The sequence below is a fragment of the Brevundimonas sp. genome, from assembly GCF_031082345.1.
Taxonomy (GTDB): domain Bacteria; phylum Pseudomonadota; class Alphaproteobacteria; order Caulobacterales; family Caulobacteraceae; genus Brevundimonas.
Genome location: NZ_JAVHLH010000077.1, coordinates 1 through 10,669 on the forward strand (window position 1 = coordinate 1; position 10,669 = coordinate 10,669).

Below are 10,669 nucleotides of genomic sequence, written 5' to 3' on the forward strand. Positions count from 1 at the left end.
GCCGGCGCGGCCTGACGGGCTCGCCAGGCCTCGAACGCCGCCGGCTCGTGGGCGACCACTACCAGCCCCATAAGCGCATGCGGGCCGCCGCAGTATTCGGCGCACTGGCCGCCATAGACGCCCGGCGCATCGGCCTGCAGCCGCATCAGATTGCGGCGGCCGGGGATCATGTCGACCTTGCCGCCCAGCCGGGGCACCCAGACGCTGTGGATGACGTCGGCGGAGTCGAGCTCGAACACCACCGGCCGGCCGACCGGGATGTGAACCTCATTGGCGTCCTGCACCAGTTCGCGGCCGGAAGCGTCGAGGTAGGCGACCCGCCACCACCACATCTCGCCGGTGACCCGCACGCGCATCTCGCCCGGCCCGGGCTCCTGGGTCAGCCGCGAGGTCAGGCCGAGGCCGTAGACCAGCAGGGCGCTGAGCACCACGACCGGAAAGGCCAGGCCGCCGATCCAGATCAGCCGCTCGCTGCCCAGCCGCTGGCGCCACCGCCGTGGCCCGAACAGGGCCACGACCAGGACGACCAGCACGATCAGCAGCACCGCGCCGGCCATGGCGAACAGCACCCAGGCCAGGGTGTTCAGCGGCCCGGCGAACGGGCCGGCCGGGTCCAGCGCCGGCGGGGGCCAGCCGGCGATCCCTTCGGGCCGGTCAGCGCTCATCGAGCGTATAGAGATATGCCGCGACGTCGCGGGCTTCCGCCTCGGTGAGGGGCATCGGCGGCATGCCGGTCCCGGGCGACAGCGAGGGGGCGTCGATCAGCCAGGCGGTGAGCACATCGGGCTGGTTGGGGAGTCGGCCGGCGATCATCGGCCTGGCCGCGAACCCCTTCAGCGATGGCCCGGCCGTCCCCCGCGGCCAGTCGATCCCGGGGATGGCGTGGCAGGCCGCGCAGCCGACGCGGTCCATGATTGCAGGACCCCGCGCCGGCTCGGCCCCGGCGATGGTCCGTTCGGGGCCGGACCCGTCCCCGCACGCGCCCAGCAGCAGCGCCGCGGCGAGGACCGCGCATCGTTTCAGCTTCATCCTGTGCGTTGAACCCGTCAGCCATCCTGCCCCTTTCGGGAGACAAACCCCCGTTCCACCGTGACGGTTCCGGCGGAACCGCCAAGGTCGACCGGTGTTGGTTCGGCGTGCGCCTGATCCCCGCCTTCCTCGCCCTCGCAGCCGCGGCGACGGCCTGCTCGCCCGCGACCAACCGGACGGGCGAGACCTTCACCGCCACGGGTGAGATCATCGCCATGGGCGGCGGCGAGGGCGGCCCCGCCAACGCCTGTTTCAGCTGCCACGGTCTCGATGGCGGCGGAGACGGTGTCAGCGTTCCGCGGCTCGCCGGGCTGGACGCCGGCTATCTGCAGAAGCAGCTGTCGGACTATGCCGAGAACCGGCGGGCCGATCCGGTGATGACCCCGATCGCCCGATGGCTGGACGACGGGGACCAGCGGGCCATCGCGGCCTGGTACGCGGCGATGCCGCCGCCGCCCTCGACGCTGCGCGCAGCCGCGCCTCCCGACATCTATCTGAACGGTGGTCCCGCGCGGGGCGCGACCGCCTGCGCGAGCTGTCACGGGGCGGACGGCCAGGGGCTCGGCGCCGGCAATCCCGCCATCTCGGGGCAGCCCGCCGCCTATACGCTGGAGCAGCTGCGCCGCTGGAAGACGGCCGAGCGCCGCAACGATCCGCGCGGGGTCATGGCCGATGCGGTCGCGGGGCTCAGCGAGGCCGAAATGCGGTCCATAGCCGTCTGGCTCGAAGGCGCACCCAATGCTCCCCCGCCCGCCAGCGACGCTGCCAGCGCGTCCGCCGCCGGGGCAGCTGCGGCACGACCGGAAGCATCCCGTGGAGCACGTCGTCCCGGTCGATGAACTGGTGCTTCAACGCGCCGCCGACGTGGATCGGTATCAGGGCCAGCAGGGCCAGGATCAGGCCCCAGTGCATCCACTCCGAAACGGCCTCGATGCGCCAGCGCTGGACCCAAGCGAGGTCGGCGAAGGGCATAAGCGGCCAGGGGATGAAGCCGAGGAGGGTCAGATCCTGCTCCCGCGCCGTGGCCGAGATCATCGCCCATCCGGTCAGAGGCAGCCCGAACAGGCAGGCGTAGAACAGATAGTGGGTGACGTGGGCCGCGACGCTCTCCCAGCCCGGCTTGTCAGCGTCGTTGATCGGCCCGGGGGCCAGGGCCCGCCAGGTCGCGCGTCCCATCACCAGCACCAGCATCAGCACGCCGATCAGATAGTGCAGGTCGTGCGCCGCCACCTTGTCGCCCCCGACCGGCAGCCGCCCCATCCACCAGCCCCAGAACAGCTGAAAAATGACCAGCGCCGCCATGGTCCAGTGGAAGACGATGGCGACCGGCGAATACCGCCCTTCGTCGTGGTGCCCGGCGGCCCACTCCAGAATGTGGACGATCAGCCGGTCGATCATGCGGGGCGCGCGTCCGCCCGGGCGTCGGGTCCGATCCAGCGTCCCAGCACCACCAGCGCCGCAGCCAGATAGACCGCCGCCGCCGGCGCCCACATGATCAGCCCGGCCGCCTGCTGGTCCTCCAGCGGCGTCAGGCCCCAGACGGCGGTGGTCAGCAGGTGCGGCGCATAGACCGCCTCGCCGGTGAAGGTCAGCAGGGCGCCCAGCAGGCCCATGGCCACCATGGCCAGCAGCAGGGCCGCGACCGCGGCGGGGGCGGAGGCGCGGCGGACCGTCGTCCAGAACCAGACCGCCGTGCCGAGCAGGCTGAGCTGCATCAGCCAGTAGGCGCCGTCGTTCGACAGGGCCCAGCCATAGGCCGCCGGCGCATGCCAGGCCCAGAACACCACGGCCTGGGCGGCGGTGGCCAGCGCCAGCGGCCCGGCCCTCAACCTTGGCAGCGACCAGGCGATCAGGGGGGCGGCGACCGCCACGAGCAGGACGTGGTGCACCGTGCGCGCCGCGAACAGGGCCGAGCTCAGCGCGCACAGCGGCGAGACGAAGATCACGGCCAGGGTCAGGACAGCGCCGACCCCGAGGGCGCGCTCGCGCCCCGAAGTCCGCCACAGCACCACGGCCAGCCCGACCGCCAGGGCGGCGATCAGCACCGGATCCATATTCCAGCGGGACAGCCACTCGTCCGGCGTCGGACCCGGCCCGCAGTAGGGCGCCCAGACGGGTCCGGCGCCGTTCATCGCTCAGGCAGGGCCCAGGCGATGACATGATCTCCGGGCGGGGTTTCCATGAAGTGGTGGCCGCCCGCCATCAGCACCAGATACTGCCGCCCGTCCTGCTCATAGACCATCGGTCCGGCCTGGCCGCCGGCCGGCAGGACCTCGGACCACACCGTCTCGCCGGTTTCGATGTCGATGGCCCGGATCAGATCGTCGGTGGCGGCGGCGATGAAGATCAGCCCGCCGGCGGTGACCACCGAACCCCCGTTGTTGGGCGTGCCGATGTCGATCGGCAGCATCGATGGAATGCCGAACGGGCCGTTCTTGCGGGCGGTCCCCAACGGCCGGTCCCAGACTGTGCGGCCGGTGCGGATGTCGATGGCCCGGATGCCGCCGTAGGGTGGCTGTTTGCACAGCATGCCGGTTGGCTTCATCCGCCAGCCGGCGTTGACGTCGATGGCGTAGGGTACGCCCGCCTGCGGGTCGCCCGCGCCCTCGGCGCCGCCGGATTTGGCGCGCGGGTCGCCGCGCGGGAACCAGCCCTTCTCATTGGCCTCCTCGCGCGGGACCAGCCGGTTGTAGTTGGGCATGTCGTTGTAGTTGGCGATGATCCAGCCGCGCTGCGGATCGACCGCCACCCCGCCCCAGTCCGAGCCGCCGTTGTAGCCCGGATACTGGATCCAGCGCCGGTCGCTGGTCGGCGGCGTATAGATGCCGTCATAGGCCGCCTGGCGGAAGCCGATGCGGCAGATCATCTGGTCGATCGGCGACATGCCCCACATGTCGCGCTCGGTGAGGTCGCGCTTCGCCAGGGTGTGGAAGCGCGAAAACGGCTGGGTCGCGGTCCGCTCCTGTGGCTCGACGCCGCCCTGCGGCACGCGCCGCTCCTCGACCGGGGTCAGGGCGCGACCGGTGCGACGGTCGAGAATGTAGAGGTCGCCCTGTTTGCTGGGCAGGATCAGGGCCGGGACCGATCCCGCCGCCGTCGGATAGTCGATCAGGGTCGCCTGCGACCCGAGGTCGTAGTCCCAGACGTCCTTGTGCACCGTCTGGAACGACCAGGCGGGCCGGCCGGTGGTCACGTCCAGCGCCACCAGGGCCGTGGCGTAGCGGTTCTCGGCCTCCGAACGGTCGGCGCTGTAGTAGTCGGCGGCGGAGTTGCCCATCGGCAGATAGACCAGCCCCAGCTGCTCGTCGCCCGAGGCCGTGGTCCACATATTGGGCGTGCCCCGGGTGAAGGTCTCGCCCTCGCCCGGGCGACCGGTCAGGTCGGGCCGGGTCATGTCCCAGGCCCAGCGCAGCTCGCCGGTGACGGCGTCAAAGCCCTGGATCACGCCCGACGGCGCGGAATTGGACTGGCCGTCCAGCACCTGATGGCCGGTGACGACCACGCCGCGGACGATGGTCGGGGCCGAGGTGATCGACACCATGCCGGGGATGACCTCGCCCATGCCGGCCTTGATGTCGACCGAGCCGTTCGTCCCGAAGTCGGCGCAGGGCCGGCCGGTGCGGGCGTCGACCGCGACAAGCCGTCCGTCCAGCGTGCCCTCGATGATCCGGGCGGCGCAGGCGGCGCCGACCGCCGGGGCCATCCCGGCTGGGGCGGCGGGGGCGGCGGTTTCGGCGGCGGCGGCGGCGGTTTCGGCGGTGGAGGCGCGTCCGGCGGATGGTGAACACTCTGACGACCGAGGCCCACGACCGGATCGAGGCGGCCATCGCGGCGGCCGAAACCCGCACGTCGGGCGAAATCTTCTGCGTGCTGGCCCGACGGGTGTCGTCCTACCGCGACGTGTCGCTGGGCTGGGCCGCCGCGGCGGCGCTGATCCTGCCGCTGGGTCTGATCCCGCTGGGGTTCGAGGCGGCCTGGATTCCCGGCTTCGCCGACAGCTGGGAGGCGGCCCATCTCGCGTCGCGCGAGGTGTCGATGGGACAGGCGCTGGGCGCCTACGCCGTGATCCAGGCGGTGCTGTTCCTGATCGTCTATCTGATCACCCGACTGCCCGTGGTCACGCGCTGGGTCACCCCCCGCGCCATCCGCCGCGCGCGGGTGCGGAACGCCGCCATCCAGCAGTTCCTGGCCCATGGGCTGCACGTCACCGAGGGCCGCACCGGGGTGCTGATCTTCGCCGCCCTGTCGGATCATCTGGTGGAGGTGGTCGCCGACGAGGGCATCTACGACAAGGTCGACCATGCGGTCTGGGGCGACGCCGCCGAAGCGCTGTCCCAGGGCCTCAAGCGGGGCGATCCAGCGGCCGGTTTCCAGGCGGCCGTCGCCCTCTGCGGCGAGGTTCTGGCCGGCCATTTTCCGCCTCGCTCCGCCAACCCCAACGAGGTCGCGGACCGGCTGGTCGTGATCTGACGGGCCGTCGGAACGCGGCGCCGGGGGTCGCATTCCTTATGGAAATGGCCTAGCCGGACCGACACAGAGCGTTTCGGCCGTTCCCAGGACTTCATGCCCCGCCTGCTCACCTACAATGTCCATCGCTGCGTCGGCGTCGACCGTCGCCTGGATGTCGACCGGATTGCGGACGTCATCGCCGAACACGAGCCGGACGTCGTCTGCCTGCAAGAGCTCGATGTCGGGCGGGCCCGGACGGGAATGGTCGACCAGGCCCAGGCGATCGCCGAACGACTGGCCATGACCTTCCATTTTCACGCGGCCATGACGGTCGAGATGGAAGAGTATGGCGACGCCATCCTGACGCTTCGCCCCGAACGACTGGTCCGGTCGGGGCCGCTGCCGACGGTGCGGGGCATACCGGGACTGGAGCCGCGCGGCGCGCTGTGGGCGGCGATCGACTTCGACGGCGTCGACGTGAACGTCATCACCACCCATCTGGGCCTCGTGCCGCGCGAGCAGCGGTTGCAGGTGGCGGCCCTGCTGGGCGAAGGCTGGCTGGGCCACCCGTCGTGCGTCGGCCCCACCCTGCTGACGGGCGACTTCAACGCCACCTCGATCACGCGGCCCTATCAGGCCCTGGCGCGACGGCTGTCCGACTGCCAGCGGGACCTGGGCCTCAAACCCTCGATCAAGACGTTTCCCTCCAGCTTTCCGGCCATTCGCATCGACCACTGCTTCACCAGTCCGGAAGTGGTCGTGACCGGCGTGACGGCGCCCTTCTCTCCCCTCGCCCGGATGGCCTCGGACCATCTGCCGCTGGTGGTGGATTTCGAAATCAGGGTCTGAGCAGCGGCTGCGGGTTTCGTTGCGACCGGCTGCGCCGCTTCCACGGCCGGAAGGCGTCGGACGTGGACGTCGGATCGCCCAGCTGGAACTCGGCGATGAACTGCTCGATCGCGGACGGCGGGTCGGCGCCCAGCGTCTGCATGCGGCCGGTGTCGAAGCGCTGGACGGCCTCCCCGACGGACCCGACCAAGGCCTCGGCCGCGGCGAACTCCTCGGAGCCCACCCCGATCCAGTGGCCGATGGTGCGATGACGGAAGCGGCGGATGGCCGCCTGCCCTTCCTCGGTCTCCGGCGCCGCCGCGACATCGCATTCGCTGTCGAAGCCGAACGACCGGTTGTTCAGGTTGGTGGAGCCGATCCGGAGAACCTCGTCGTCATAGATCGACACCTTGGCGTGGACGATGATCCGGTCCCCTCCGACGGTGTGGGGGGCGAAGGCGAAGAAGCGGTTGTTGCAGTCCGCCTGCTCCAGCCGGAACAGAACCTCGGAGCGGGCGGTGTCCATGGTCATCTGGTCGAACCAGCTCGGGCTCGTACCGGTGGACACCAGCACCACCTCGGGGCTGTCCGGTTCGGCCAGACGCTCGGCGAGCGCCGCCGCGATCCTCGGCGAGGTGAAATACTGGTTCTCGAGATAGATCAGCCGACGCGCCCGGCGAATGGCGTCCAGGTGAAGGGCCTCGTTCTCGCGCACTTCGCGCCGCCCCGCCCAGGCCGGCTCGGTGCGGGCGATGCCGACCGGAGTGTCGAGAAGATCCGGCACGACGCCGTCCGGCCAAGGATCGCCCTCGACCTCCTCGGCGACCACGCGTTCCGAGGAGGAGCGGAACCAGCGTTCCCGCGCCAGATCACCGAGAGCGCGGGCCGCCGGTCCGTCCATGACGCACATGACCTCGTGCCGCGGCGGCGAGAGCCGGCCCGACGGCAGGCACCGGCGAGGATCGTCATCCAGATGCTCGTCCGAGTCCCAGCGGTCCGTGGCGACGTCGCCCCCGCCGCAGAAGGCCACCGCATCATCGATGATAACCACCTTCTGGTGGTGGCAGGCCCCGGGAGGACTCAGGTTGTCGAGACGCAGCTCGACCATCCGTTTGCGAAACCAACTATGGGCGCGGTGGGGAAAGAAGCCCTGGGAGGCGGCGATGATCAGCGGTGATTTCCAGATCAGTAGCCGGATATCGAGGTCCGGGCGGGCCTTGACCATCATGCGTAGTTGATGGCCGATCTGCGCCTGATGGTCGTCGGCCCGGCTTTGCGGATCCAGCCGGGTGCGCGGGTCGAATTGCCAGCCCAGCATGACCACCGACCGCTTGGCCTTGCCCAGGGCGGACCGGAGCGCCTCGAAATAGGCGGCGTTCTCCATCAGCACGGCGAACCGTCCGGCGTTTTCCACCCGCCAGCAGTTGTGTCCCGGCGTCAGCCAGGGAGCGCTCTGTTCGGCCGCCGGAGATTTCATGGATGGAAGCCTGACCGATTCGCATGACGGCGGCGTGCGCCCAAGCTTTACAGGACGCACGGAGCGGGCTTCCGTTCCATGCCATCGTCATTCCCGTCAAGGATGGCACCCTCCGTCGCAGATTGCCCGAACGCGGTTTTTGGTCCATATTCCGCGGTTCATTCTGAATGGGGAGGTCGGCGATGCAGGCGCTGATCGAAATGATCATCGGCTTCATCGCCTTGCTGGCCGCCGCGGCCCTGTCGCAGTTCGGTCTGCAGGTCGACGCCCCCAGGAAGTCCGAGCGCGAGATTCACCGGGTCCAGGACTGCGGCGATGCGCCGAACGCCCGGGCGATCACAGCGACCCGGAGCCGGCCGGACTGCTGAGCGCTCCCGCCGGATTCGTCAGCCCTCGCCTTTGCGCGCCGCGAATGAGCCGCTAGGGTTCCGCCGGGTCGCGCGCCCCGGCTGCGCGACGTCGCATCCTGACGAGATCGCCGCCTCATGAAGTCGCCCCGCCAACGGCCGCCGCTGAACCTGACCGACCCCGATCCGGAGGCCGTCGGCCTGGCCGAGGCCGAAGCCGCGCCGGAAGCGGCCGCCGGCCCCGAGCCCGAACCGCGCGCGGAGACGGACCGACCCATGTCGGAACGCCGCCGGCGGCGTCTCGCGGAGGAGCGTCGTCAGGCCGAACAGAAGGCCGCCGAGGCGGCCCGCCGGGAGGAAGCCGCGCAGTCCCCCGCCGTGACGACCGAACTGAGCGAATCCGCCGACGCCCCGCCCGTGGCCTATGAGCCGCCTGCCCCGCCCGCCGTTTCGCGCCGAAACACCGAGCCGGCGCCCTCCGGACGGCACGCCTATTTGCTCGCCGGCGTCGCCGCCGCGCTCTGGATCGGCGGGGTCGCCGCCTGGCTGGCCTATGAGATCGGCTCGGGCGCGGCCGACATGGAGCCGCTGCGGCTGGCCGTCTACGCCCTGATCGCCCTGGCCCCCGCGGGCCTCGCCATCATGCTGGCCCACGCCATCCGGCAGGGCGCCGGACTGGCCGCCGAGACCCGGCGGGCCCGGGGGCTGTCCGAGGCCCTGATCGCGCCGACAGCCCTGGCGGCGCAGCAGACCGGCGAGGTGCTGAACACGCTGCGCAACGACATCGATCAGGCCTCGCTCGCCGCCGAGCGCGCCCGCCACGACATGACCCTGCTGCGCGAGGCCCTGGCGCAGGAGACGACGCGGCTCAACGAGGCGGCCGAAACGGCGGGCCGGACCGCGCGCCGCCTGGCCGAACAGCTCGGCCACGAGCGCGACCAGATGCAGACCCTCGGCGTCCAGCTGGACAGCCAGGCGGCCGGCGTCATCGACGCCGTCGAGCGGCAGTCGCGCATGGTCGTCGACGCATCCGACCTGGCCCAGACCCAGCTTCGCGAGGCGGAAGCCGCCCTCGCCGCCCGCGCCGCCGACCTGGCCGCCGCCGCTGGCGAGGCCCAGGACGCCGCCCGGATCGCCGCCGACGATCTGGCCCGGCAGACGCTGCGGCTGGAGAACGCCGGCTCGGGCGTCGCCGAACAGATCCAGTCGGTCGAGGAAGGGCTGGGCCAGCAGCGCGCCGCCCTGGTCACCGCCGCCTACGCCCTCCGCACCGACCAGGAGGATTTCTCCGCCCAGGTCGAGAGCCAGCGCGCCCAGCTGACCGAGCAACTGTCCGCCACCCGCGCCGTCACCGACGAGCTGGGTCAGACCTCGGCCCGCACGACCGAGAGCATCAAGGATCTGGTCGAGGCCGCCACCGACCAGTTCCGCGCCCTGGTCGAGATGTCGCAACGCGAGGCCGACGGCTTCGACAGCGCCACCAAGCTGGCGCTGGACAAGTTCGAGGCGCTGGCCGCCGAGGCGCGCGACGCGCTGGTCGAGGAGACCCGGCGGGCGCTGGCGGCCCTGCAGGCCACGGCCGAGGACTCGCGCCTGGCCGCCGAGGGCGCCGCCGAACAGGCGCAGGTCCGGGCCGACCGTCTGGGCGAGGCCCTGTTCGAGGCCGCGCAGAAGGCCGATCAGGCCGCCGACGCGCGCGTCGACAGCGCCCGCCGCATCGTTTCCGAGACCAGCGGACTGGTCGACGAGGCCGGCCAGCGGGCGATCGATCAGCTCGAGACCACCGTCGAACGCATGAACGCCGCCCTGGCGCGGGTCGAGGCGGCGATGGGGGAGCTGGACGAGCGCGCCGCCCGGCTGCCGGAAGAGGCCCAGAAGCGGGTCGATGCGGTCCGCGCCACGGTCGAGGAGGGCCTCGCCGCCCTGTCGGCCGCCTCGCAGAAGGCCGCCGCCGACACGGAGGCGCTGGACGCCGGCTTCCAGGAGCGGGTGCGGCGCAACTACGACATGCTGACCGAGGCGGTCCGGCTGATGGGCGTCGTCTCCGGGGACAGCCCCGCCACCCGGCGCCGCGAGGCCGCCCCGGCCCCGGCGACCCCTGCGCCCGCGCCGGAGCCGGAACCGGAAACGCCGGAGCGGACGCGGCCCGAGCGGACCGAGACGTCCCGCGGCTTCGGCCTGCGCGGCCGGCTGAAGCTGGAGCCCATGTCCGGCCCGGCCGTCGCCAACCAGCCGGAGAAGGATCGGCTGGGCTGGAGCGATCTGGTCGACGACGGTCCCGGCGAGACGCCGCTGGACCTCGACACGCCGGTCATGCCGGCCGAGGACGGCGACGCCCAGGGCGAGCGGATCACGGCCGCGATCCGCCGGATGGGGGTCGATCCGAACGCCCTGCTGCCCCGCTCGCGCGTCGAGGAGGCCGCACAGGCGATGACCGCCGGCGATCCGGACCGCGCCCGTCAGATCGTGCGCCGCGTCGCTCCGGCGGCGGTGCGCAGCGTCTCGCGGCGGGTGCTGACCGACCCCGACCTGCGCGCCG

10 protein-coding genes and 1 pseudogene are annotated in these 10,669 nt (G+C 71.8%); 5 read left to right on the forward strand and 6 right to left on the reverse strand.

What is annotated here, in order from left to right; translation table 11 throughout:
• Together coxB and RDU12_RS06945 are read right to left on the reverse strand one after the other, a co-directional pair.
• A partial coding sequence (gene coxB / locus RDU12_RS06940) for a cytochrome c oxidase subunit II (RefSeq protein WP_308684335.1) occupies positions 1-665 on the reverse strand: 665 nt, incomplete at its 3' end.
• Positions 655-1,029: a cytochrome c family protein gene (locus RDU12_RS06945; protein WP_300291968.1), complete on the reverse strand. Its 375-nt coding sequence runs from the start codon at positions 1,027-1,029 to the stop codon at positions 655-657. The genes coxB and RDU12_RS06945, both read right to left, overlap by 11 nt.
• A 215-nt stretch (positions 1,030-1,244) precedes the next feature.
• Between RDU12_RS06945 and RDU12_RS06950 the strand changes: the two are divergent.
• A pseudogene (locus RDU12_RS06950) lies at positions 1,245-1,697 on the forward strand (c-type cytochrome); the annotation flags it as partial.
• A gap of 19 nt (positions 1,698-1,716) precedes the next feature.
• On the opposite strand, the gene RDU12_RS06955 reads toward RDU12_RS06950, so the two are convergent.
• The 3 genes from RDU12_RS06955 to RDU12_RS06965 are packed head-to-tail and all read right to left on the reverse strand — an operon-like array spanning position 1,717 to position 4,732.
• Positions 1,717-2,427, reverse strand: a complete 711-nt coding sequence (locus RDU12_RS06955) for a cytochrome b (RefSeq protein WP_300291966.1) — start codon at positions 2,425-2,427, stop codon at positions 1,717-1,719.
• Entirely contained in the window at positions 2,424-3,161 is a 738-nt protein-coding gene (locus tag RDU12_RS06960; RefSeq protein WP_300291964.1) for a cytochrome c oxidase assembly protein, read from the reverse strand. Before RDU12_RS06960 ends, RDU12_RS06955 begins: the two co-directional genes overlap by 4 nt.
• Positions 3,158-4,732: a PQQ-binding-like beta-propeller repeat protein gene (locus RDU12_RS06965; RefSeq protein ID WP_308684336.1), complete on the reverse strand. Its 1,575-nt coding sequence runs from the start codon at positions 4,730-4,732 to the stop codon at positions 3,158-3,160. The genes RDU12_RS06960 and RDU12_RS06965 overlap by 4 nt, the downstream gene beginning before the upstream one ends.
• Positions 4,733-4,806: 74 nt before the next feature.
• On the opposite strand from RDU12_RS06965, the gene RDU12_RS06970 reads away from it, so the two are divergent.
• Both RDU12_RS06970 and RDU12_RS06975 read left to right on the forward strand, forming a co-directional pair.
• Positions 4,807-5,499: a TPM domain-containing protein gene (locus RDU12_RS06970; RefSeq protein ID WP_300292316.1), complete on the forward strand. Its 693-nt coding sequence runs from the start codon at positions 4,807-4,809 to the stop codon at positions 5,497-5,499.
• Positions 5,500-5,592: 93 nt separating this feature from the next.
• Positions 5,593-6,327: an endonuclease/exonuclease/phosphatase family protein gene (locus RDU12_RS06975; RefSeq protein ID WP_300292317.1), complete on the forward strand. Its 735-nt coding sequence runs from the start codon at positions 5,593-5,595 to the stop codon at positions 6,325-6,327.
• On the opposite strand, the gene RDU12_RS06980 is transcribed toward RDU12_RS06975, so the two are convergent.
• On the reverse strand, positions 6,317-7,783 hold the full coding sequence (locus tag RDU12_RS06980) for a phospholipase D-like domain-containing protein (RefSeq protein ID WP_300292319.1): 1,467 nt from the start codon (positions 7,781-7,783) through the stop codon (positions 6,317-6,319). The genes RDU12_RS06975 and RDU12_RS06980 overlap by 11 nt on opposite strands.
• A gap of 182 nt (positions 7,784-7,965) precedes the next feature.
• On the opposite strand from RDU12_RS06980, the gene RDU12_RS06985 reads away from it, so the two are divergent.
• Positions 7,966-8,151 carry a hypothetical protein gene (locus tag RDU12_RS06985; RefSeq protein ID WP_300292320.1) on the forward strand — a complete coding sequence of 62 codons (186 nt, stop codon included), beginning with the start codon at positions 7,966-7,968 and terminating at the stop codon, positions 8,149-8,151.
• A 117-nt stretch (positions 8,152-8,268) separates the two neighbouring features.
• Positions 8,269-10,669 (forward strand): tipN (locus RDU12_RS06990; protein ID WP_308684337.1); only part of this gene is annotated, 2,401 nt, incomplete at its 3' end.

Coding starts and splice junctions, on each gene's coding strand:
- RDU12_RS06970 (WP_300292316.1), top strand. CDS start 4,807: ATGGTGAACACTCTGACGACCGAGGCCCACGACCGGATCGAGGCGGCC.
- RDU12_RS06980 (WP_300292319.1), bottom strand. CDS start 7,783: ATGAAATCTCCGGCGGCCGAACAGAGCGCTCCCTGGCTGACGCCGGGA.
- RDU12_RS06975 (WP_300292317.1), top strand. CDS start 5,593: ATGCCCCGCCTGCTCACCTACAATGTCCATCGCTGCGTCGGCGTCGAC.
- RDU12_RS06965 (WP_308684336.1), bottom strand. CDS start 4,732: ATGGCCCCGGCGGTCGGCGCCGCCTGCGCCGCCCGGATCATCGAGGGC.
- RDU12_RS06955 (WP_300291966.1), bottom strand. CDS start 2,427: ATGATCGACCGGCTGATCGTCCACATTCTGGAGTGGGCCGCCGGGCAC.
- RDU12_RS06960 (WP_300291964.1), bottom strand. CDS start 3,161: ATGAACGGCGCCGGACCCGTCTGGGCGCCCTACTGCGGGCCGGGTCCG.
- RDU12_RS06945 (WP_300291968.1), bottom strand. CDS start 1,029: ATGAAGCTGAAACGATGCGCGGTCCTCGCCGCGGCGCTGCTGCTGGGC.
- RDU12_RS06985 (WP_300292320.1), top strand. CDS start 7,966: ATGCAGGCGCTGATCGAAATGATCATCGGCTTCATCGCCTTGCTGGCC.